General features: G+C 71.7%; 22 protein-coding genes. 7 read left to right on the forward strand and 15 right to left on the reverse strand.

What is annotated here, in order from left to right:
- The first annotated feature begins 51 nt into the window (after positions 1 to 51).
- Positions 52 to 450: a peptide-methionine (R)-S-oxide reductase MsrB gene (msrB, locus tag BM290_RS32645; protein WP_093619778.1), complete on the forward strand. Its 399-nt coding sequence runs from the start codon at positions 52 to 54 to the stop codon at positions 448 to 450.
- Here msrB and BM290_RS32650 read toward each other — a convergent pair.
- The 4 genes from BM290_RS32650 to BM290_RS32665 are packed head-to-tail and all read right to left on the reverse strand — an operon-like array spanning position 428 to position 2,604.
- Positions 428 to 904 (reverse strand): dihydrofolate reductase, encoded by a 477-nt coding sequence (locus BM290_RS32650; protein ID WP_093619779.1) that lies wholly within the window; start codon positions 902 to 904, stop codon positions 428 to 430. The two genes, msrB and BM290_RS32650, sit on opposite strands and share 23 nt — an antisense overlap.
- Complete coding sequence (locus BM290_RS32655) at positions 901 to 1,698, reverse strand: thymidylate synthase (RefSeq protein WP_093619780.1); 798 nt, start codon at positions 1,696 to 1,698, stop codon at positions 901 to 903. The genes BM290_RS32650 and BM290_RS32655 overlap by 4 nt, the downstream gene beginning before the upstream one ends.
- 10 nt (positions 1,699 to 1,708) lie before the next feature.
- Complete coding sequence (wrbA, locus tag BM290_RS32660; RefSeq protein WP_093619781.1) at positions 1,709 to 2,311, reverse strand: NAD(P)H:quinone oxidoreductase; 603 nt, start codon at positions 2,309 to 2,311, stop codon at positions 1,709 to 1,711.
- 38 nt (positions 2,312 to 2,349) lie between these two features.
- A complete protein-coding gene (locus BM290_RS32665; protein WP_093619782.1) occupies positions 2,350 to 2,604 on the reverse strand; it encodes an isoamylase early set domain-containing protein in 255 nt (84 codons plus the stop codon).
- Positions 2,605 to 2,655: 51 nt separating this feature from the next.
- Between BM290_RS32665 and BM290_RS32670 the strand changes: the two genes are divergently transcribed.
- Complete coding sequence (locus BM290_RS32670) at positions 2,656 to 3,117, forward strand: GNAT family N-acetyltransferase (RefSeq protein WP_093619972.1); 462 nt, start codon at positions 2,656 to 2,658, stop codon at positions 3,115 to 3,117.
- Here BM290_RS32670 and hemQ read toward each other — a convergent pair.
- The 3 genes from hemQ to hemE all read right to left on the reverse strand — a co-directional run bounded on the left by hemQ (position 3,089) and on the right by hemE (position 6,326).
- Positions 3,089 to 3,790 carry a hydrogen peroxide-dependent heme synthase gene (hemQ, locus tag BM290_RS32675; protein ID WP_093619783.1) on the reverse strand — a complete coding sequence of 234 codons (702 nt, stop codon included), beginning with the start codon at positions 3,788 to 3,790 and terminating at the stop codon, positions 3,089 to 3,091. The two genes, BM290_RS32670 and hemQ, sit on opposite strands and share 29 nt — an antisense overlap.
- A complete protein-coding gene (hemG, locus tag BM290_RS32680) occupies positions 3,791 to 5,176 on the reverse strand; it encodes a protoporphyrinogen oxidase (RefSeq protein WP_093619784.1) in 1,386 nt (461 codons plus the stop codon).
- A 115-nt stretch (positions 5,177 to 5,291) separates the two neighbouring features.
- Positions 5,292 to 6,326 carry a uroporphyrinogen decarboxylase gene (gene hemE / locus BM290_RS32685; protein WP_239143835.1) on the reverse strand — a complete coding sequence of 345 codons (1,035 nt, stop codon included), beginning with the start codon at positions 6,324 to 6,326 and terminating at the stop codon, positions 5,292 to 5,294.
- Between the two features lie 82 nt (positions 6,327 to 6,408).
- On the opposite strand from hemE, the gene BM290_RS32690 reads away from it, so the two are divergent.
- Positions 6,409 to 6,975, forward strand: coding sequence for a DUF3000 domain-containing protein (locus BM290_RS32690; RefSeq protein WP_093619786.1), 567 nt, complete (start codon positions 6,409 to 6,411; stop codon positions 6,973 to 6,975).
- 8 nt (positions 6,976 to 6,983) lie between these two features.
- Here BM290_RS32690 and BM290_RS32695 read toward each other — a convergent pair whose 3' ends face one another.
- Complete coding sequence (locus tag BM290_RS32695; protein ID WP_093619787.1) at positions 6,984 to 7,979, reverse strand: S1C family serine protease; 996 nt, start codon at positions 7,977 to 7,979, stop codon at positions 6,984 to 6,986.
- Positions 7,980 to 8,125: 146 nt separating this feature from the next.
- On the opposite strand from BM290_RS32695, the gene BM290_RS32700 reads away from it, so the two are divergent.
- Positions 8,126 to 9,433 carry a ribonuclease D gene (locus BM290_RS32700; protein WP_093619788.1) on the forward strand — a complete coding sequence of 436 codons (1,308 nt, stop codon included), beginning with the start codon at positions 8,126 to 8,128 and terminating at the stop codon, positions 9,431 to 9,433.
- Positions 9,434 to 9,526: 93 nt separating this feature from the next.
- Here the strand turns inward: BM290_RS32700 and BM290_RS32705 are convergent, their stop codons facing one another.
- Positions 9,527 to 10,405 carry a hypothetical protein gene (locus BM290_RS32705; RefSeq protein ID WP_093619789.1) on the reverse strand — a complete coding sequence of 293 codons (879 nt, stop codon included), beginning with the start codon at positions 10,403 to 10,405 and terminating at the stop codon, positions 9,527 to 9,529.
- Between the two features lie 247 nt (positions 10,406 to 10,652).
- On the opposite strand from BM290_RS32705, the gene BM290_RS32710 reads away from it, so the two are divergent.
- From BM290_RS32710 to BM290_RS32720, 3 genes are all read left to right on the forward strand, one after another.
- The gene (locus BM290_RS32710; RefSeq protein ID WP_093619790.1) at positions 10,653 to 11,849 is read left to right on the forward strand and encodes a thiolase family protein; all 1,197 of its coding nucleotides are present in this window, start codon (positions 10,653 to 10,655) and stop codon (positions 11,847 to 11,849) included.
- Complete coding sequence (locus BM290_RS32715; RefSeq protein WP_093619791.1) at positions 11,846 to 13,906, forward strand: 3-hydroxyacyl-CoA dehydrogenase NAD-binding domain-containing protein; 2,061 nt, start codon at positions 11,846 to 11,848, stop codon at positions 13,904 to 13,906. Before BM290_RS32710 ends, BM290_RS32715 begins: the two co-directional genes overlap by 4 nt.
- A gap of 132 nt (positions 13,907 to 14,038) precedes the next feature.
- Positions 14,039 to 14,866, forward strand: coding sequence for a hypothetical protein (locus BM290_RS32720; RefSeq protein ID WP_093619792.1), 828 nt, complete (start codon positions 14,039 to 14,041; stop codon positions 14,864 to 14,866).
- Between the two features lie 64 nt (positions 14,867 to 14,930).
- Here the strand turns inward: BM290_RS32720 and BM290_RS32725 are convergent, their stop codons facing one another.
- The 6 genes from BM290_RS32725 to BM290_RS32750 form a co-directional block, all read right to left on the reverse strand.
- Positions 14,931 to 15,233: a hypothetical protein gene (locus BM290_RS32725; RefSeq protein WP_143134022.1), complete on the reverse strand. Its 303-nt coding sequence runs from the start codon at positions 15,231 to 15,233 to the stop codon at positions 14,931 to 14,933.
- Between the two features lie 137 nt (positions 15,234 to 15,370).
- Entirely contained in the window at positions 15,371 to 16,591 is a 1,221-nt protein-coding gene (locus tag BM290_RS32730; RefSeq protein ID WP_177319992.1) for a sensor histidine kinase, read from the reverse strand.
- The gene (locus BM290_RS32735; RefSeq protein WP_093619794.1) at positions 16,588 to 17,262 is read right to left on the reverse strand and encodes a response regulator transcription factor; all 675 of its coding nucleotides are present in this window, start codon (positions 17,260 to 17,262) and stop codon (positions 16,588 to 16,590) included. The genes BM290_RS32730 and BM290_RS32735 overlap by 4 nt, the downstream gene beginning before the upstream one ends.
- Before the next feature lie 33 nt (positions 17,263 to 17,295).
- Positions 17,296 to 18,621, reverse strand: a complete 1,326-nt coding sequence (locus tag BM290_RS32740) for an outer membrane protein assembly factor BamB family protein (RefSeq protein ID WP_093619795.1) — start codon at positions 18,619 to 18,621, stop codon at positions 17,296 to 17,298.
- 30 nt (positions 18,622 to 18,651) lie between these two features.
- The gene (locus BM290_RS32745; RefSeq protein WP_177319993.1) at positions 18,652 to 20,007 is read right to left on the reverse strand and encodes an outer membrane protein assembly factor BamB family protein; all 1,356 of its coding nucleotides are present in this window, start codon (positions 20,005 to 20,007) and stop codon (positions 18,652 to 18,654) included.
- 19 nt (positions 20,008 to 20,026) lie between these two features.
- A complete protein-coding gene (locus tag BM290_RS32750; RefSeq protein ID WP_093619797.1) occupies positions 20,027 to 21,343 on the reverse strand; it encodes an outer membrane protein assembly factor BamB family protein in 1,317 nt (438 codons plus the stop codon).
- Positions 21,344 to 21,354: the final 11 nt, after the last annotated feature.

Consider the following 21,354-nt stretch of genomic DNA (forward strand, 5'->3'; position numbering starts at 1 on the left):
CGGGTGAACATCACTCCTGGCGGACCGGGGGTGCGACGTACGGTTGACGGCATGACGACCGATCTGCCTACCACTCAGGACGAGTGGCGCATCCGCCTGTCCCCGGAGGAGTTCTACGTGCTCCGCGAGGCCGGCACGGAGCCGCCCTGGAGTGGTGAGTACGTGGAGACAAAGACCGAGGGCGTCTACAACTGCCGGGCCTGTGGCGCGGCGCTGTATGAGAGCGGCAGCAAGTTCGACAGCCACTGCGGCTGGCCGTCCTACGACGACGCCATCCCCGGCGCGGTCCGGGAGATCGAGGACCGCAGCCTCGGGATGGTCCGCACCGAGATCCGGTGCGCCAACTGCGACTCACACCTGGGCCATGTGTTCCGGGGCGAGGGCTTCACCCCGAAGAACACCCGGCACTGTGTGAACAGCCTGTCGATCAGGCTGGATCCCGCCGCCTGAGATCCTCGATCACGTAGGAGACACCGTTCTCCGCGGTGATCGTCCCGCTGGACCCGGTGACGACCCAGTCGTCGCCGAGGTCCGGGGCATGGACGTCGCCGGCCACGTCGAGTTCGATCCTGGTCCGCACGATGTGGCCGGCCCGCGGCAGGAAGGCGGCGTAGACGTCGCCGCCGCCCATCACCCAGAAGTCGTCGAGCGTCACGTCGTCGAGGGAGTGCGCGACGGACGCGCCGGGCGCCGCCCAGCCCACCGACCGGGTGAGGACGATGTTCTCCCTGCCGGGCAGCGGCCGCCGGGGCAGCGACTCCCAGGTGGCGCGGCCCATCACGACCGCGGCGCCCATCGTCCGCTCCTTGAAGGTCCGCTGCTCCCCCGGGACGTGCCAGGGGATCGTGTTGCCGGCGCCGATGACCCGATGACGGGCCTCGGCCCAGATCATGTGGATCGTCATACCGCGACGGGCGCCTTGATCAGCGGGTGGTGCTGATAGCCGACCACGGTGAAATCCTCGTACTCGTGCTCGAAGAGGCTCTCCCGCGGCTTGATCTCGAGCGTGGGGAACGGGTAGGGCTCGCGGGTGAGCTGCTCCCGCACCTGCTCCAGGTGGTTGGTGTAGAGGTGCACGTCACCACCGACCCAGATGAAGTCACCCGGCTCAAGGCCGACGTGGGCGGCGATCATCTGGGTCAGCAGGGCGTAACTGGCGATGTTGAACGGCACGCCCAGGAAGAGGTCGGCGCTGCGCTGGTAGAGCTGGCAGGACAGCTTGCCGTCGGCCACGTAGAACTGGAACAGCGCGTGACACGGGGCCAGCGCCATGTCCGGGATGTCGGAGACGTTCCAGGCGGACACGATCATGCGCCGCGAGTCGGGGTTCGTCCGGATGGTGTCGACCACCTCGGCGAGCTGATCCACCTCCCCGCGCGAGGTCGGCCAGGACCGCCACTGCTTGCCGTAGACCGGGCCCAGCGAACCGTCGGGAGCGGCCCACTCGTCCCAGATGGTCACGCCCTGCTCGCGCAGCCACCGCACGTTGGTGTCGCCGCGCAGGAACCACAGCAGCTCCACGGCGAGCGACTTGAAGTGCACCCGCTTCGTCGTGACCAGCGGGAACCCCTGGGACAGGTCGTAGCGGAGACGCTCACCGAAGAGGCTGAGCGTCCCCGTACCGGTGCGGTCGCTCTTGGGAGTGCCCGACTCCAGGACGCGTCGCAGGAGAGCTTCGTATTGGGTGTCGACAGCCATGCCGGTAAAACTAGCGGAGCTTGCCCCCGATGGTGACGATGCGCCGGGCGAGGTGATCCAGCGCGGCGAGCTGGGCGTCACCCAGCGGCGCGTCGTTGTTGCCCCCGGTGACGTGCGAGACGCCGTACGGGTTGCCGTCGGCGAACTTCAGCGGATCGGTGTATCCGGGGGCCACCACCACGCCGCCGAAGTGGTAGATGGTGTTGTAGAGCGCCAGCAGCGTCGACTCCTGACCGCCGTGCGCGGTCATCGAGGCGGTGAACCCGGCGTACGCCTTGTTCGCCAGCAGGCCCTGCGACCACTGCGGGCCGAGGGTGTCGATGAACTGCTTGAGCTGGCTGGTCACGTTGCCGTACCGGGTCGGCGACCCGAAGAGCACGGCATCGGCCCACACGACGTCGTCGGCGGTCGCCTTCGGTTCGTCCTTGGTCCGGTCGAAGTGCTGGCTCCACGCCTCGTTGGAGGCGATCGCCTCGGCCGGGGCGAGTTCGGTGACCTGGCGCAGCCGCACCTCGGCGCCGGCCTTCTCGGCCGACTCACTCAGCCGCTGGGCCATCGAGTGGATCGTGCCGGTCGACGAGTAATAGATGATCGCGAGTTTGACGTCAGCCATGACTCTAGGAGATCTCCCGCGAGGCCCGGCCGAAACACTTATAGATGAAGTTCGCTGCCATCCTCGTCGTCGAGCCAGACGCCGTCGGTGGCCAGGTAACGGAACTTGTAGTGGCCCGGCTCGAGCGGCACGCTCACCGTCCGGGTGCCGTTACGCCGCACCTGCAGCTCGTGCTTCCCCGGCTCCCAGCCGTTGAAGTCGCCGACCACGCTGACCGTCCCGGGCGGCTCCTCAGCCGGCAGGGAAAAGGTCACCCGCGTCTTGCTTCCGAACAACTTACTCGTCTTGATCATGAAGTCCTCCCTTCACCGGTACAACGTCGCACTGCCGCGTATGTTGTGCCGATGCATCCCGAACCTCATGACGAGCTGCGTGTGGCGTCCTTCCGCGACCTGGACACCACCACCCTCTACGAAATTCTCAAGCTTCGCAGCGAGGTCTTCGTGGTGGAGCAGGAATGTGCCTACCTGGATCCGGACGGACGGGACGCCGAGCCAGGAACCCGGCATCTCTGGTTCGCCCAGGGCAAGCGGGTGCGGGCCTACCTGCGGATCCTCAGCGACCACGGGGTGGAGCGGATCGGCCGGGTGGTGACCGCCCCGGAGGCCCGCGGAGCCGGTCTGGCCGGACGCCTCATGGAGCACGCCCTGTCGGTCATCGGCAACCGGCCGGCCGTGCTCGACGCCCAGGCGCACCTCGCCGGGTTCTACGCGAGGTACGGCTTCGAGACGACCGGCCCGGAGTACGTGGAGGACGGAATCCCCCACGTGCCGATGACTAGGGCAGGTTCGCAACCAGTTCGGTGACCGAGCGGCGGCGGCCGGTGTAGAACGGCACCTCCTCGCGGACGTGCAGCCGCGCCTTCGAGGCCCGCAGGTCACGCATCAGGTCGACGATCCGGTGCAGCTCGTCGGCCTCGAACGCGAGCATCCACTCGTAGTCGCCGAGCGCGAACGACGCCACCGTGTTGGCGCGGACGTCCGGGTACGGCCGGGCCATCTGCCCGTGCTCGGCCAGCATCGCGCGCCGCTCCTCGTCGGGCAGCACATACCAGTCGTACGAGCGGACGAACGGGTAGACGCACAGGTAGGCGCGGGGGTCCTCGCCGGCGAGGAAGGCCGGCAGGTGGCTGCGGTTGAACTCGGCCGGGCGGTGCAGCGCCATCTGCGACCAGACCGGCTCCAGGTGGCGGCCCAGCGCGGTGCGGCGGAACAGCCCGTAGGCGTCCTGCAGCGCGTCCGACGAGCTGGAGTGCCACCACACCATGATGTCGGCGTCGGCGCGCAGGCCGGACACGTCGTAGGTGCCGCGGATCGTCACATCCTTGCCCGCGAGCTGCTCGAACAGCCCGTCGACCTCACCGGCCACCTCGTCGCGCAGCGCCGGCAGCGGCGACGACACCCGGAAGACCGACCACATCGTGTAGCGGATCGTCGCGTTCAGCTCTTTGATCCGGGAAGCATTCGTCTGCTCGGTCATCTAGTTTCCCTCCAGGAACCTGTACACATCGTCCGCCGCACGCTCGCCACTGGCCACACACGCCGGGATGCCGACACCGTCGAAGGCCGCCCCGGCCAGCGCCAACCCCTCCGGCAGCCCGGCACGCAGCCGCGCCACCCGGTCGGCGTGACCCGGCGCATACTGCGGGAGGCCGCCGCCCCAGCGCTGCACCCACGAGTCCACCGGCGCGGGCAGCTCGGCACCGATCAGCTCACCCAGCTCCCGCCGGGCCACGGCCAGCAGCGACGCGTCGTCGAGCTGCAGCCGATCCTCCTCGCCGGCCCGCCCCAGCGACACCCGCACCACCACCGGGCCGGGCTCCCGCGCCAGATGCGGCCACTTGGTGGTGAAGAAGGTGGCCGCCTTGACCAGGGTGCCCTCGCCCGGCGGCACCAGGAATCCGGACAGGTCCGGCAGCGTGGCCCCGGCCGGCAGGGCCATCGCGGCGAGCGCGACGCTCGCGTAGGCCAGCTCCCCCACCGCGGGGTCGCCGAGCAACCGCGCCGCGGGCGACGCGGGAACGGCGAGAACCACCGCGTCCACCTCATCCACCCCCGGCGACGGCGCAGAACCAAAGATCAACTTCCAACGGCCCGCAGGCGTACGGGAAAGCTCGCGCACCGGCAGCCCCAGCACCACACGAGCCCCCGCCGCCGACGCGGCGGCATCGACCAGACGGCTCATCCCGTCGCCCACCGCCGCGAAGACCGGCCGCCCCGGGACCCGCCGGCTGCGCGCCTGCGCCGCCCGGACCGCCCCGGCCAGGGTGTGCTCGGTCTCCGCCGTGGCCGCGAGCTGCGGCATCGTCACGCGCAGGGACAGCCGGTCGGCGCGTCCCGCATACACCCCGCCGAGCATCGGGTCGACCAGCCGGTCCACCACCTCGTCGCCGTACCGCTCGCGAACCAGCTCACCGACCGCCACGTCGGCGCCCGGGGCGAGCAGCGGACGGCCGCGGTCCACATCGGCGCCGCTCGCCGGCAGGGCCACACCGTCCAGCGCGGACAGGTCGCCGGGCACGCCGACCAGGGTGCCGCCCGGGATCGGCGTCAGCCGGCCACCGATCGCCAGCGCGGCAGGACGGGCCGCCGGATGCACCAGCGCCTCCCCCAGCCCCAGGCGCCGCGCGAACGCGACAGCCGCCGACTCGGCGCCGTCGGACCCACTGGCCAGGAACGACTCGGCGCCCCGCTCGACCCGGCGGCCGCCCAGCTCACCGGTGTGGAGCTTGCCACCCAGGGCGGGGCTCCCCTCGAACACCACGATCTCGGTCCCGGACGGGGTGAGATCCCGCAGCCGCACCGCCGCCGCCAGGCCCGCGATGCCGCCGCCGATGACCGCGATCCGCTTCCGCACGCTCTTCACACTCCCAGGTCGCACCCGGCGCCGCCCACCGGGGTCCGCCGCTGTGACGCCGCACGGCCGGTCCGGTGTCCGGCCGGCTGAATCCTGGCCCCGGCCGGGCCCGGGCGACAGGGTCTCAGGACCCGGAAACCTCGTGCACCAGCGCGACCAGCCGGGTCAGCACCTCCGGGTCGGTCTCCGGCATGACGCCGTGGCCCAGGTTGAAGACGTGCCCGGCCGCCGACTCGCCCTGCCGCAGGACGCGGCGTGTCTCCCGCTCGACGGTCTCCCAGCCGGCGAAGAGGATCGCCGGGTCCAGGTTGCCCTGCACCGCGCGGTCCGGGCCGACGCGGCGGGCCGCCTCGTCGAGCGGGGTGCGCCAGTCCACACCGACCACGTCGGCGCCGGCCTCGCCCATCGCCTCCAGCAGCACCGCGGTGCCGACACCGAAGTGGATCCGCGGGACGCCGGCGCCGAGCAGCCCGTTGAGCACCTTGGCCGAGTGCGGCATCACGTAGCGCCGGTAGTCGGCCTCGGACAGCGCGCCGGCCCACGAGTCGAACAGCTGGACCGCGCTCACCCCGGCGTCGACCTGGACGCGCAGGAACGTCAGCGTGATGTCGGCGAGGCGGGCCAGCAGGGCGTTCCACAGGTCGGGCGCCCCGTACATCATCGCCTTGGTCTTGAGGTAGGTCCGTGAGGGACCGCCCTCGATGAGGTAGCTGGCCAGCGTGAACGGCGCGCCGGCGAAGCCGATCAGGGGGGTCTCGCCGAGCTCGGCGACCAGCAGCTTGATCGCCTCGGTGACGAAGTCGACGTCGGCCGGGACCAGCTCGCGCAGCCGGGCCAGGTCGGACTCGGCCCGGATCGGCTCGGCGACCACCGGGCCGGTGCCGGCCACGATGTCCAGATCGATGCCGGCCGCGGCGATCGGCACCACGATGTCGCTGAAGAAGATCGCCGCGTCGACGTTGTACCGGCGCACCGGCTGCAGGGTGATCTCGGTGACCAGATCCGGCCGCCGGCAGGACTCGAGCATGCCCACGCCCTCGCGGATCTTGCGGTACTCCGGCAGCGATCGCCCGGCCTGCCGCATGAACCAGACCGGCGTCCGCGTAACGGGCAGACCACGACACGCCCGGACGAAGGGGGAATCCTCGAGAACCGTCACCGGGACATCGTGCCACGCGAGTGAATCGTCCCGGCGGCGCGCCGAGCACGGGACGGCGGCGAGATCGGCATAGGCTGCCCCCATGGCGTCCCCCTCCGCTGCCCCCGAGGCGTTCACCCGCGCCGTGGCCGGGTTGCGCGCGGAGTCGCCGCGGCCGGAGATCCTGCTCGAGGAGATCGCCGCGCCCCAGCGGCTCGCGCCGTACGCGTTCGCCCTCAGCGCCACCGTGCTCCGTGCCGGTGACGAGGTGGCGAGCGGCCGGCTCATCCTGCTGCACGACCCGGCCGGGCACGACGCCTGGCGCGGGGACCTGCGGCTGGTCACCCTGATCACGGCGGAGCTGGAGGACGATCTGGCCTCCGACCCGCTGCTGCCGGCGGTGGCCTGGACCTGGCTGACCGACGGGCTGGACCAGCACGCGGCGGCCTACACGGCGATCGGCGGCACCGTCACGCAGACGGCGTCGACCCGGTTCGGCGAGCTGGCCGGCCCGGACCCCACCGCCGATCTGGAGGTCCGCGCGTCGTGGACGCCGACCTCCGGCGACTTCGGCGCGCACCTGCGGGGCTGGCTGGCGATGCTCGCCTCGACGGCCGGCCTGCCACCGCCCGGGGTGGCCTCGTTGAGCGACCGCCAGCTGCGCGTCTGACAGCGGCGTCAGCCGTTTCCGCAGGCCTCCAGGGCCTCGCAGGCCACCTCGATCGGGATGGCCAGGCCGATGCCCTCGGCGTCGCGGGCCTTCGCCGTGGCGATGCCGACCACCTCGCGGCTGGAGTTGACCACCGGCCCGCCGGAGTTGCCGGGGTTGATCGGGGCGTCGAACTGGATCGTCGGCCCGTCCTCGGTGTTGCGGAACGCGCTGATCACGCCGGTGGTGACCGAGTCCTCCAGGCCGAGCGGCGCGCCCGCGACCAGCACCTGCTGGCCGGACTTGACGTCTCCGGCGGCGATCCCGAGCGCCTTGATCTCCCGGTTGGCGCGCAGCAGCGCCAGGTCCTTCTCCTGGTCGACCTTGACGATGGTCGCGGTGATCCGGGTGTTGCCGCGTTCCAGCGCCACCTGCCGCTCGCCGTCGCCGAAGATCTCCTCCACCACGTGGAAGTTGGTGAACAGGCTGGTCCGGCCGTTGGCCTCGCTGACCGCGAAGGCGGTGCCGGTGAACTCGCCGGCCCGCACCCGGAAGACGCTGGGCAGCACGTCCTCGGCGATGCCCTGCGAGTCGAAGTTGGCGGAGGTCTGCTGCTTCTCGAGTTTCTCGACGCGGTCCTTGGAGGCGTTCACCGTGTCGGCGATCTCGTTGTTGTTCTGGATGATGGTCTCCACCCGGAACGCCTGCCAGCCGGTGACCAGGACCAGCGCCGTGACCAGTCCGAACAGCGCCGGCTTGTACCTGTTCTTGCGCTCGCGGGGCTCCGGCGGGGTGTAGGCCGCCTGGTACTGCTGCTGCGGCGCCTCGTAAACCGGCTGCTGGTACTGGTACTGCGGCTGCTGGTACTCGGCCTGCTGGTACTGGGGCTGCTGATACTGGTACTGCTGCTGAGGTTGCGGTTGCGCCCACGGGTCCTGCGCCTGGTACAGCTCCTCCCGCCAGTCCCATTCCTGGGCACGGCGCCCACCGTTGGCTGGCGTGAAGGGCTCGAACGGGCTGGACATACGGCGCGGCCTCCCGGTGGTCTCGGCGCTGCGACAGGTGGTACGGACCGGAGCGGCAAACGGATGAACCCCCCGGAAGATCGAGAATCGACGCGCCGGGAGCCCTGCTGCGCACAGCGGGGGTGCTACCCCCGTACGGTTACGGAGTGACCGACGAAGCACCCCTGCGCCGTCGGGACTCGCCGGACACGGCAGGGGACGGACCGCACCTTGTGCCGCCCGACCCGACATCTGGCGGTCCCGAGGATTCCCGCCCCGCGACACCCCTGACCGCCCCGCGTGACGGCACGCCCGCCCCGGTCGAGACCGCAGCCGAGTTGGCCGAGGTGGTCTCCCGGATGGCGGCCGGCACCGGCCCGATCGCGGTGGACGCCGAGCGCGCGTCCGGATACCGCTACACCCAGCGGGCCTACCTGGTGCAGCTGCGCCGGGCCGGGTCCGGCACCGTGCTGATCGATCCCCTGCCGCTGGACGATCTGCGCACCCTGGACGCGGCGCTCGCCGACACCGAGTGGGTGTTGCACGCCGCCAGCCAGGACCTGCCCTGCCTGGCCGAGCTGGGCATGCGGCCGCGCCGGCTGTTCGACACCGAGCTGGCCGCCCGGCTGGCCGGGTTCGAGCGGGTGGGGCTGGCCGCGCTGACCGAGCAGTTGCTCGGCTATTCGCTGGAGAAACACCATTCGGCGGCGGACTGGTCGACCCGGCCGCTGCCCGAGTCGTGGCTGACCTATGCGGCGCTCGACGTGGAGCTGCTCACCGACCTGCGTGACGTGCTCGCCGACGAGCTGGACCGGCAGGACAAGACGGCGTGGGCGGCCGAGGAGTTCGCCGCCCTGGTCGCCGGCGCGGACCGTCCGCCGCGGGTCCGTCCCGACCCGTGGCGGCGCACCTCGGGCATCCACCGGGTGCGGGGCGCGCGCGCCCAGTCCCGGGTCCGCGCGCTCTGGTATGCGCGGGACGGGGTGGCCGCCCGCCGTGACTCGGCGCCCGGCCGGGTCCTGCCCGACTCGGCGATCGTCGCCGCGGCCGAGACGGATCCGAAAGACGAGCGCACCCTGCTCGGCATCCCCGGGTTCGGCGGCCGCTCGGTGCGCCGGCTGGCCCGGATCTGGCTGGACGCGCTGGACCAGGCCCGGTCCCTGCCGGATGACGCGCTGCCGGTGAACCAGCCGGTCGACGGGCCGCCGCCACCGCACCGCTGGGCCGAGCGCGACCCGATCGCCGCGGCCCGGCTGGCGCGCTGCCGGGCGGTCGTCGTGCGCACCGCCGACGAGCACAACCTGCCCCCGGAAAATCTGATCAGCCCGGATTTCATCCGCCGCCTGGCGTGGTCGCCGCCGGACGAGATCACGCCGCGGACGGTGGGCGACACCCTGCTCGGCTTCGGCGCCCGCAACTGGCAGGTCGGCCTGCTCGCCGACCTGCTGGCGGAGGTTCTGCCCGACCCGGCGTGAGCCGGCCCGCTCGCCGCGGTCGTCACCAACCCGGCGTGAGTCGACGAGGAGCCCGGCCGGACCACGGCCGGGCTCCGCTTCGTACCCCTGAGGTCAGCTCTTGCTCTCGATCTGCGCCCGCAGCTTCGGGAACTCGGCCTTCACCTGCTTGGCCTTCTTGAAGTACCACATGACCATGCCGATGCTGCCCTCGTCGGCCCAGGCGCAGACGGCCACGTCGACGCTGCCGGAGGCCTTGGAGTCGCCGCACTTGGCCGCGCCGCCGTAGGCGCCGGTGCTCACCGCGGTCTGGTTGGTCACGTCGAGGCCGCCCTTGCCGAGCCCGACGAAGATCCCGCCCAGTGTCGGGCCGGGCAGCGGCACGTCCCGCTCGGCCGCGGCCACCACGACGACGTTCTCCTTGTCGATGTCGCCGTAGAACGCGCTGAACGACTTGCGGACGCCGGGGTCGGCGGCCAGCCCCTCGCGCATCGTCTCGGCGACGTCGGCGATGTCGGCGTCGGTCAGCTTGGGCCGCCCGCCGAGCTTGGCCGGCTCGGTGAGCCGGATGGTGGCCTTCGGCGCCTCGGTGGTGGGGGCGGCGGTGGGCGCACTGGTGCTCTCGGTGCGCTTGTCACCGGAGGTGGCCGCGTCGATGGCGTCCCCGGTCTTCTCGGCGGCGTTCTTGCCGATCAGGTAGAGCGAGGTGACGACGCCGACGCAGAGCACCAGGACGAGGGCCACCACGCTGATCACGATCGGCGTGGTCTTCGACTTCCGCGGCGGCGGGGGCGGCGGCGGGAAGCCGGGCACGCCGTACTGCGGGACCGCGCCGTACGGCGGCTGCTGGCCGTAGGCGGGCGGCGCCGGGTACGGCGTGGTGGGGTCGGGCTGCGGAGGGTACGGCGGCGGTGGGGGCGGGCCCCAGCCACCGGGCTGTCCGCTCGCCGGATTGGCGGGGTGGTGCTCACCGAAGTTCGGCGGGTACGTCATCGACGCTCCAGGGATCGCGAAGTCGATGGATCTTATCGGTGCTCAGAGGCCCCGCACGGTCCCTCGACCGGTGAGTTCACACACCCGTCCGGCTGGTCCCTGGCTTTCCGTTCAGTCCTGGTTCGCGACGCCGATCATGGCGTACGGCCCGCGAATGTGACCTTTTCCCGGAGTCCCTGGCCGCTACTAGTTACTGGCGAGTAGCATTGCCGACACATTTGGGTTCACGCCCGCAAGGAGGCTTGCTGTGCCCCGTGAAGTACGCGAGGTCGTCTTCGTCGACGGCGTCCGCACCCCGTTCGGCAAGGCGGGCGGCATGTATGCCGAGACCCGCGCCGACGACCTGGTGATCCGCTGTATGCGCGAACTGCTGAAGCGGAATCCCAACCTCCCGCCGGAGAAGGTGGAGGAGGTCGCGATCGCGGCCACCACCCAGATCGGCGACCAGGGCCTGACCCTCGGCCGGACCGCCGCGCTGCTGTCCGGCCTGCCCAAGACCACGCCCGGCTACTCCGTCGACCGGATGTGCGCGGGCGCCATGACCGCCGTGACCAATGTCGCCGGCGGCATCGCGATGGGCGCGTACGACATCGCCATCGCCGGTGGCGTCGAGCACATGGGCCGGCACCCGATGGGCGAGGGCGTCGACCCCAACCCGCGGATCCTGGCCGAGAAGCTGGTCGACCCGTCCGCCCTGGTGATGGGCTCGACCGCGGAGAACCTGCACGACCGTCTCCCGCACATCACCAAGGAGCGGGCCGACGCCTACGGCCTCAATTCCCAGATCAAGACCGCCAAGGCGTATGCCGACGGCAAGATCCAGCCGGACCTGGTGCCGGTCGCGATCCGCTCGGCAGAGCTGGGCTGGGGCCTGGCCACCGTCGACGAGGCCCCGCGCCAGACGTCGCTGGAGAAGCTGGCCACCCTGAAGACCCCGTTCCGCCCGCACGGCCGGGTCACCGCCGGCAACGCGGCCGGGCTCAACGACGGCGCCACCGCGGCGATCCTTGCCGACGAGGCGACCGCCCGTGAGCTGGGCCTGCCGGTCGCCATGCGGATGGTCTCCTACGCGTTCGTCGGCGTCGAGCCGGAGATCATGGGCTACGGCCCGATCCCGTCGACCGAGAAGGCGCTGAAGAAGGCCGGCCTCACCATCGACGACATCGGCCTGTTCGAGCTGAACGAGGCCTTCGCGATCCAGGTGCTGGCCTTCCTCGACCACTACGGCATCGCCGACGACGACCCGCGGGTCAACCCGTGGGGCGGCGCGATCGCCATCGGCCACCCGCTCGCGTCCTCGGCGATCCGCCTGATGACGCAGCTCGCCCGGCAGTTCGCCGAGCGCCCCGACGTCCGCTACGGCATCAACGCCATGTGCATCGGCATCGGCATGGGCGGCACCGTTATCTGGGAGAACCCGTATTGGGAAGGCGCGGCCAAGTGATCGAGAACCCGAACGAGGTAGTGACCAAGGCGATCCTCCGCCTGGTCCAGGTGCCCGGGCTGGACCGGCCCGCCGCCCTGATCACGCTGGACAACGGCTTCGACCACAAGAAGCCGAACAGCTTCGGCCCCGGCGGCCTGACGTCGCTGGACGAGGCGATCACGGCGGCCACCGAGGCGGACCCGGCGTTCATCGCGCTGACCGGCAAGCCGTACATCTTCTGCGTCGGCGCCGACATCACCGGCATGCCGCTGATCAGCTCCCGCGAGCAGGCCGTGGCGCTGGGGGAGATGGGCCACCGGGTCTTCGCCCGGCTCCGCTCCTCCACCATCCCGACCTTCGCCTTCATCAACGGCGCGGCGATGGGCGGCGGCCTGGAGGTGGCGCTGCACTGCCACTACCGGACCGTCTCCACCGGCGCGGCCGCGCTGGCCCTGCCCGAGGTCGCGATCGGCCTGATCCCCGGCTGGGGCGGCTCGCAGATCCTGCCGAACCTGATCGGCATCGTGAACGCGGCCACCGTCATCCTGCAGAACCCGCTGACCCAGAAGCAGCTGCGCCCGAAGCAGGCCAAGGAGATGGGTGTCGCCGACGCCCTCTTCGAGGCAGCCGACTTCCTGGAGGACTCGCTGGCCTGGGCGGCCGGCGTGGTCAGGGGCGACGTCACGGTGGAGCGCCCGGAGATCGAGCGCAAGGACTGGGACGGCGTCCTGGAGTTCGTCAAGGCGATGCTGGACGAGAAGCTGCACGGCGCCGTCCCGGCCGCCAACAAGGCCGTCGAGCTGCTCGCCCTGGCCAAGACCGCCTCCTTCGAGGACGGCACCGCGGCCGAGACCGAGGCCCTCGCCGACCTGATCCTGGGTGACGAGTCCCGGGCCAGCCTGTACTCGTTCGACCTGGTCCAGCGCCGGGCCAAGCGCCCGGTCGGCGTGCCGGACAAGTCGCTGGCCCGCAAGGTCACCAAGGTCGGCATCATCGGCGCCGGCCTGATGGCGTCCCAGCTGGCCCTGCTGTTCCTGCGCCGCCTGCAGGTGCCGGTCGTGCTGACCGACCTCGACCAGGAGCGCGTCGACAAGGGCGTCGGCTACGTGCACGCCGAGATCGAGAAGCTGGTCGCGAAGAAGCGCATGGACGAGGGCACCGCGGCCAAGCTGCGCCTGCTCGTCAGCGGCTCGGTCGACAAGGCCGTCTTCGCCGACGCCGACTTCGTGATCGAGGCCGTCTTCGAGAACCTCGACCTGAAGAAGCAGATCTGGGCCGAGTTCGAGAAGATCGTCAAGCCCGAGGCGATCCTGGCGACCAACACCAGCTCGCTGTCGATCACCGAGATGGCAGCCGGCCTGGAGCACCCGGAGCGGGTCGTCGGCTTCCACTTCTTCAACCCGGTGGCGGTCCTGCCGCTGCTGGAGATCATCAAGGGTGAGAAGACCGACGACGCCACGCTGTCCACCGCCTTCGAGGTCGGCAAGCAGCTGCGCAAGTCGTCGGTGCTGGTCAAGGACGCCCCGGCGTTCGTGGTCAACCGCCTGCTCACCCGGGTCACCAGCGAGATCTTCCAGGCCGTCGACGCGGGCACCCCGCTCGACGTGGTGAACGTGGCGATGGACCCGCTGGGTCTGCCGATGCGCCCGATCGCCCTGCTCCAGCTGGTCGGCCCCGCCGTGGCGTACCACGTGGGCGAGACCCTGCACGCCGCCTTCCCGGACCGGTACGTGGACTCGCCGAACCTCAAGCGGATCGTCGACGCCAAGCTGCCGGTCATGGTGGACAAGGAGATCAACCCCGAGGTCGTCGCGCTCCTCGAGGTCGGCGACAAGCCGCTCACCGCCGACGAGGTACGCCAGAAGGCGCTCGACGGCCTGGCCGAGGAGATCCGCATCATGCTCGACGAGGGCGTGGTGGCGGAGGCGCAGGACATCGACCTGTGCATGATCCTCGGCGCCGGCTACCCGTTCCATCTGGGTGGCGTCACGCCGTACCTGGACCGCAGCGGCACCGCGGAGAAGATCACCGGCAAGCGGTTCCTCGCCGACGGGGTGGCGAACGTCCGCTCCTGATTCACATGGTGCACATCGAGTGCCCCCGCGCCGGTGACGGTGCGGGGGCTTCTCGTTTTCACCCGGTCAGCGGTCATCGCCGTCGCCGGTTCGTCGATAGGATCCTCCGACATCACAAGCTCTGGAGCATCGATGACGTACCCTCCTCACCCCGGTGAGCCGAACCCTTCCGGATATCCGCCGCCGCAGCCGCCGCAGTACGGCCAGCAGCCGCAGTACGGCGAGCAGCCCCAGTACGGCCAGCAGCCGCCGCAGTACGGCCAGCAGCCCTACGGGCAGGAGCAGCAGCCGCCGTACGGTCAGCAGCCGCAGTACGGCCAGCAGCCGCCGCCCGGCTTCGGCCCCGGTCCCGGCGGGTTCCCGCCGCCGCCGTTCCCGCCGAAGCGCAAGTCGCGGGTCCTGCCGATCGTCCTGATCACACTGGGCATCGTCGCGGTCCTCTGCATCGGTGGCATCGGCGTGTTCTACGTGATCGGCAAGAACGCGATCGACGACCTGGCCGCGGTGACCATCACCGAGCCGGCGACGCTCGGCGGCCGGCCCAAGCTGGAGAACAAGGAGTTCGAGACGATCACCACGGACATGGAGAAGAGCCTCGCCGCGTACCCCGGGGCGGAGAACTCGTTCGGCGCCATCTACGGCGACCCGGCCAAGGAGGACATGGTCGCCGCCCTGGCCACCAAGGCCCTGATCGCGAGCCCGCAGAAGGAGCTGGACGCCTCGTTCGAGACGTTCGGCAAGGACGCCCCGGTCAGCGGGCTGACCAACGCGGACACCGGCGCCCTGGGCGGGGTCGCGAAGTGCGGCACCAGCGCGGTCTCCGGCATCGACGTGGCGGTCTGCGGCTGGGCCGACGAGGGCAGCGTCGGCATGGTCATGTGGTTCTTCAAGAAGGCCCCGGACGTGATGGCCGAGTTCCCGAAGGTCCGCGCCGAGATCGAGACCAAGACCACCAAGTAGACGGCGAAAGGCTGTTCCGGGACGTCCCGGAACAGCCTTTCTCAGCTATCGGATGTTCGCGCTATCAGGAGCTGGAGAGCGTCTGGAAACGCGAGGTCTGAATGGTGCCGAGCGGGCATTCCCGGGAGGACCGGCGGCCGCTGCTGGTGCCGGTGTTCTTCCACGGGCCGTCGTACCAGGTGGCCGTCGAGCCCTGGCACTTGATGGTGATCATGTGCCGGCCGGTGCCCGACAGACAGATGCTCGTCGCACCGATCTTGACGCCGTCTTCGTAGATGTCCTGGATACTGCACTGGGACGGGAAGGCGAACGCCGGAATGGCGGCGACGCCGATCCCACCGGCAGCGAGCGTGACGACGGTGGCCACGCGTGCCATGGACCTGGTGACCTTCGAATGACTGTTCGTGATCCGCATGCAACTGTCCCCTCGTGATTTCGCGCGAGGCCCCCGGGAGCGCGTTGTTAGCGATCACTATACATTTATATTGATGGATGTAAACGGCGTCAGGCACGGGTCCGCGGAACGCTCGCCGACGCGGCCACCACCGGCGTCGTGTCGGCGGCCGGCAGCGCCACGGTGACCTCCAGGCCGCCGCCCTCCTGGGCGACCGCCGACACCGTGCCGCCGTGCGCGTCACAGACCGCCCGCACGATCGACAGCCCCAGTCCCGAGCCGCGCGACCCGGTGCGCTCCCAGCCGCCCCGCCGGAACGGCTCGAACAGCCCCGGAACGTCGCCCGGCTCCACCTCGTAACCGGTGTTGCCGACGATCAGGCGGGCCTGGCCCCCCGACGACTCGGTCCGCAGCCACAGCCGGCCGAGCAGGTGGTTGTACCGGATGGCGTTCTCGATCAGGTTGCCGGCGAGCCGGTCCAGCAGGCTCGGGTCGCCGACCACCGGGGCCGCCCCGAGATCCGTGGTGACCTCCAGTTTCAGGCGCTCCGCCTCCACCTTCACCGCGGACAGCGCGTTCTGCACACTGAGCGACAGGTCGGCCGGCACCTTGCGCACCAGCCGGCGGCCGGACTGCGCCTCCGACCGGGCCAGCACCAGCAGCGCGTCGACGAGCCCGTTGGCCCGCTCCGAGGCGTTGCGGACCACCTTGGCCATCCGCCGGAACTCGGCCACATCCGCCTCGTCGTCGCTGAGCGTCACGTCGATCTCGGTCCGCATGACCGCGAGCGGGGTGCGCAGCTCGTGCGACGCGTTCGCCACGAACCGTTTCTGCGACTCGAACGCCGCCGCCAGCCGGTCCAGCATCGCGTCGAAGGTCCGGGCCAGCTCGGCCACCTCACCGTCCGCGCCGGAGTAGCGGATCCGCTGGTCCAGCGTCTCCTCACCGAGCCGCTGCGCGGTCTGGGTCACGTCCCGCAGCGGCCGCAGCGCCCGGCCGGTCACCGCGTACGCCAGCGCGATCCCGACGATCCCGACCGCGGCGAGCGCGCTGAACCCCTTGATCAGCAGCTCCCGGGAGGCCTGCGCGACCATGTCGGTCTGCCAGGCCAGCGCCTCCCGGGTGGTGCCGTCGCGCAGCGTGACCGTCGAGTTCTGCTGCAGCTCGTCGACCGGGTGCAGCGACTCGCTGACCAGCAGCCAGGCCAGCAGCACCAACACGGCGCCCGCGCCGACCAGCAGGATCCCGTTGAGCAGGGTGAGCCGCAGCCGCAAAGTCGGCTGCACGTCGAACCGCAGGCCGCGGCTGCGGAGTCCGGGGTAGACGGTCACGAGGCCACGACCGGCTCGGGAATCCGGTAACCGGCCCCCACCACGGTCTCGATCAGCGGTGGATCACCGATCTTCTTGCGCAACGTGTTGATGGTGACCCGGACCGTCGTGGTGAACGGGTCGGTGTTGGCATCCCAGACCCGCTCCAGCAGCTCCTCGCTGGACACCACGCCGCCCTTGGCCTTGAGCAGCTCCTCGAGGACACAGAACTCCTTGTTGGTGAGCTCCAGCGCCGCCCCGCCCCGGGTCACGACCCGCCGCGACTGGTCCAGCACCAGGTTGCCGACGCTCAGCACCGGCGGCGCGACCGGGGTGGCCCGCCGGCCCAGCGCCTGCACCCGGGCCACCAGCTCCTTGAAGTCGAACGGCTTGGCCAGGTAGTCGTCGGCGCCCAGCTCCAGGCCCTCCACCTTGTCCTCGACCGAGGAGCTCGCGGTGAGCATCAGGACCCGGGTCAGCGCGCCCGACTCGACCAGGGCCGCGCAGATCTCGTCACCGTGCATGCCGGGCAGGTCACGGTCGAGCACGACCACGTCGTAGCGCGTCACATACGCCATCTCGTGCCCCTGGAGGCCGTCGTAGGCGACGTCCACCGCCATCCCCTTACGGCGCAGGCCCCGCACGATGGCGTCGGCCATGTCCCGCTCGTCTTCCACCACCAGCACCCGCACCGCGACCTCCCTGCTCCGTACGTGAAGGCTAGTTCAAAGACGCCAGACGGCGATGGAGGAGTCCAGGCGGCGGCAGATCAGGACACCGGTCGTGAACCGGCAGTCGCCCGCGATCCGCTCGGCGTGGCCCAGCAGGCGCACCCGGCCGGTGGCGAGGTCGAGGACGCCGTACCGGAGCTTGTAGCCGACCTGCTGCAACCGGTAGACCCACGCGGTGCCGGGCGACGGGCCGGGGCCGCCGCTCGTCCAGGAGCCGGGCACCTCGGTGGTCCGGCCGGTCGACGGGTCCAGCACGGCCAGGGCCGGCTCGGACTGGCTGGCCCGGGCGATCAGGACGTGGCCGTCGATCACCTCGCTGGAGTCGTACCCCTCCGAGCGCCAGAGCCGGCGGCCGGTGGACGGGTCGAAGCCGGTGAACCCCTGGACGATCGCGGCCACGCAGACCATCGGCTCACAACTCTGCGCGTACCCCTCCTCGGGAAGGATCCCGCCGTCCTGCCGCCACCGCTCGGTGAGGGTCGACTCGTCGTAGGCGATCGTCTCGTCGTCGCCGTAACCGGCCAGCAGGAGCCCGCCCGCCACCCAGATCACCGAGTCCTCGGTGAGCGGCCGGGGCAACCGGAAACCACCGGCAGCGACGCCGGTGAGCGCGTCGTGCGCCAGCACCCGGCCGTCGCCGTACACCTCGTAGAACCGGGCCGGGAACCCCGCGGCGTAGAAGGCCGCCGCCATCGTCAGCTGCCCGTCCACCGGCTGCTCGACCGACCAGCGCGCCTGCCCGGTCCGTGGGTCGAGCGCCCGCCAGACGTTGCGGTTGCTCGGCAGGCCCGGCGCGGTCTCCTCCTGGACCAGCGCCATGGCGTGGTCGGCGGAGATCCCGAACAGGTTCGCCGGCCGCCGCCAGACCGGCGCGCCGCCGCCCGGCCGCACCGCCATCAGCCCGAGCGTCGCGGATTCGTTGTCGTTGTAGCTGACCAGCAGCAGGCCGTCGCCGGCGTCCACGACGGAGAAGACGTCGCCGGACACCGTGACCCGGTAGACGCCGGCCGGGGTCACCGCGGGCAGGGCGTAGGCCTGGATGACGTAGGTCCGGATCACCGTGCCGATCGGCCCGGCCTGCCCGATCACGTAGAGCCGGCCGTCACCGGTCCGAATGCCGTCGCCCAGGGTGATCGGGAGGACGACCGGGCCGGGCGGTGGTTGCGGCGGCGGTCCGCCGCCGCCGAGCAGCACCACCAGGAGGACGGTGAGAGGACCGAGGATCCAGCGGTACGGCAGCGGCGCCCCGGGCAGCGCGGTCTCCGTCTCGCCCGGCCCGCCGGACGGCACCTCACCGAGATCGATCAGGGCGTCCCGCAACGGCTGCCCCCAGGTGTACGTGTACCGGTCTCAGACCCGATAGGCCCACACCCGCAGCCCCCGGACATCTCGACAGACTACGTATCGATCGTCGGCTCCGCAGTCCCCGCCCATCCCCTCGGCGGTCCCCAGATACCTGACCTCGGTGGCTCCCGGCAGGACCGCCCCGAACGCGCGCACGCCGGTGCGCTCGTCGCGCCACAGCAGCAGGTCGTGCGAGCCGAAGGCCTCCACCTCGCCGGTCCAGCCGGACAGGTCGACGCGGGGCGCGCCGGTCGCGGTGTCCACGAGCCGCTCCGGCCCCTCGCCGTCCGGCCGGCTCACCAGCACCCCGCCGGCCCGGGGGGCCAGCTGCGTCGCGGCCGGCGCCGACCAGGTGATCCGCCCGGTCCGCCGGTCCAGCACCCGCACCTCGCCGTCCCCGCCCGCGCAGAGCAGGCCCGCGCAGTCCTCCGGCTCGCCGTCGGTGTGCAGGTCACGGGTCCAGAGTGGCTGGAGGGTGCGAATGTCGTACCCGACCTGGATCCCGGCCTCCGGATAACCGATCAGGGCCACGTCGCCGAGCACGTCGCTGGTGCCCGGCCCGGAGCCGGCCTCCTTGGGCAGCCCGGTCTCGCGCAGCGTCGCGCCGGTCCGGGCGTCGTGCAGGCTCAGCCGGTCGGACGCGGTGATCAGCACGGCGGCCGGGCCGTCGCCGCCGGCCGCCTCGGCGGTCACCGAGCCGCCCGGCGTGACGGTCCACAGCACCTCGCCGGTGGCCAGGTCCAGTCCGCGCACCTCGGTCCGGACCGGCGGCTCCACGTGCGGACGCCCGTCGGCCGAGAAGTAGAGCATCCCCGGGTCGCCGGACTCCTGGTCGTAGAGGGTGCCGGGCCGGAAGATCCGGTCGGTGAGGACGGCCAGGCCGCCGGCCAGCGGCGTGATCCGGTTCGGGGTGGTCCAGAGGATCCGCCCGGTGCCGGGGTCGAGGACCGTGCTGGACAGCCCGGCGCCGACCAGCAGCAGGTCACCGACCCGCTGCACCCGGACCGCGCCGAAGACGCCCTTCGCCGGGTCGAAGGTGGCGCTGACCGGCATCTCGGCGCTCCACAACCGGTGCGGCGACGGCTGCGGGTCCCAGGCGGTGAGGGTCCGGCTCTGCCCGGCCAGCACGACGGTGAACACACGCCCGCCGGCCATCTGGATCGTCGATTCGGCGCCGGGCGCGGCCGGGATCACCCCGAGCGGGCGCCAGAACGTGCCGCCCGGCGCGACGGCCCCGGCCACCCCGAGCGTCAACAGCACGGCCAGCGCCAGGCCCAGCGGACGGTAGCGCCACGGTGGCGGGACCCGGCGGCCGGCGAGCCGATCGGGCGGGGCGTCCAGATCCAGCTCGATCAGCGCCACGCCACAACCTTCCTGAGGATCACGCCGCCTCGGACCGGTAGGACCAGACGACCAGCTCGCCATACATCGACCGGCAGATCAGCCGCTCCGGGGCGGACTGGCACTCCCCGGTGCCGGCCGGCAGCTCGTCGAGCACGCGGGGCCGCGACAGGCGCGGGTCCACGATCGCGACCATGGTACGCGGATCCGCCCCGATCGCCCGGGTGACCAGCACCTCCCCGGCCGGGGTGGCCACGTCGAGCGGCCGCCAGCCGGTCAGGTCGACGAGCACCCGGCCGGTCGCCGGATCGACCAGGGCGGTCGGCGCGTTCGGGCCGTCCGCATACGCGATCAGCCGCCCGCCGATCGTCTCGACGGTGCGCCAGCCGGGCCGGCGCCAGCGCTGATCACCGGTCGCCGGGTCGATGGCGTGCACCCCGTCGAGACCGATCAGGCAGGCCAGCGGGCCGCACGTCCGGACCTCGCGGGTGGTGCCGGCCGGCCCGGTCCACAGCGGGCGCAGGGTCGCCGGGTCGAAGGCGGACACCTCGACGCCGGAGGGCCCCGGATGCCGCAGCAGCACCACTCCCCCGGCCACCAGCGGGTTGTCCGGGTCGTAGTTGGCGGCCGGCACCTTCCGCTCGGCGAGCAGGGCGCCGGTCCGCCCGTCGTACAGCTGGGCGGTCAGGTCGTCGCGGACCATCAGCATCCGGGCCGTGTCACCGGGCGGACCGGGCACGCTCAGCAGCACCGCTGTCGACGGCACCGCCACCCGCCAGCGGGCCTTGCCGGCCACCGGGTCGAGGGCCTCGACGGTCCGTTCCACCCGGCGGCCGGTGCCGGACGACTGGCTGCGCACCCCCTCGACCGAGAAGACCAGGCCGGTGCCCTCGAAACTGACCACGCTGCGAACGTTGTGCCACCGCGGGATCCCGGTCGACAGGGAGACCGCGGTGGTGCCCGGCTCGGTGCTTCCGGCGCCCCACGGCCGCAGCAGGAGCATGCCGTCGCCGGCGCGCAGCCGATAGACCGGGACCGGCTGGCCGACCTGCCACTGCGGTGCGCCGGTCGCCAGGTCGTACGAGGTGAGCTTGCCCGCCGACTGGATCACCAGCTGGCCGGTGCCGGTCACCAGGTACGGGTCGCCGGAGCCGATCTCCAGCCGGGTCAGCGCCGCGAGCAGCGGGGGCGGCGGCGGGCCGGAGGCGGTGACGGCGAACAGCGCCATCGTCGCGACCAGGGCGAGGACCAGCCCGGACGGCAGCGATCGCCGCCCCGGCCGGTCATACGCGATCGGTTCGCCCCGGTCGTAGCCGAGGTCGATCACCAGTGGCCCGCCGGCGGTTTCCGCACCCATCCGCCAACGGT

Source organism: Actinoplanes philippinensis (assembly GCF_900113015.1).
Lineage (GTDB): Bacteria > Actinomycetota > Actinomycetes > Mycobacteriales > Micromonosporaceae > Actinoplanes > Actinoplanes philippinensis.

Coding starts and splice junctions, on each gene's coding strand:
- BM290_RS32670 (WP_093619972.1), top strand. CDS start 2,656: ATGCATCCCGAACCTCATGACGAGCTGCGTGTGGCGTCCTTCCGCGAC.
- BM290_RS32695 (WP_093619787.1), bottom strand. CDS start 7,979: ATGTCCAGCCCGTTCGAGCCCTTCACGCCAGCCAACGGTGGGCGCCGT.
- BM290_RS32665 (WP_093619782.1), bottom strand. CDS start 2,604: ATGATCAAGACGAGTAAGTTGTTCGGAAGCAAGACGCGGGTGACCTTT.
- BM290_RS32650 (WP_093619779.1), bottom strand. CDS start 904: ATGACGATCCACATGATCTGGGCCGAGGCCCGTCATCGGGTCATCGGC.
- hemQ (WP_093619783.1), bottom strand. CDS start 3,790: ATGACCGAGCAGACGAATGCTTCCCGGATCAAAGAGCTGAACGCGACG.
- wrbA (WP_093619781.1), bottom strand. CDS start 2,311: ATGGCTGACGTCAAACTCGCGATCATCTATTACTCGTCGACCGGCACG.
- BM290_RS32750 (WP_093619797.1), bottom strand. CDS start 21,343: ATGGGTGCGGAAACCGCCGGCGGGCCACTGGTGATCGACCTCGGCTAC.
- BM290_RS32655 (WP_093619780.1), bottom strand. CDS start 1,698: ATGGCTGTCGACACCCAATACGAAGCTCTCCTGCGACGCGTCCTGGAG.
- BM290_RS32705 (WP_093619789.1), bottom strand. CDS start 10,405: ATGACGTACCCGCCGAACTTCGGTGAGCACCACCCCGCCAATCCGGCG.
- msrB (WP_093619778.1), top strand. CDS start 52: ATGACGACCGATCTGCCTACCACTCAGGACGAGTGGCGCATCCGCCTG.
- BM290_RS32720 (WP_093619792.1), top strand. CDS start 14,039: ATGACGTACCCTCCTCACCCCGGTGAGCCGAACCCTTCCGGATATCCG.
- BM290_RS32690 (WP_093619786.1), top strand. CDS start 6,409: ATGGCGTCCCCCTCCGCTGCCCCCGAGGCGTTCACCCGCGCCGTGGCC.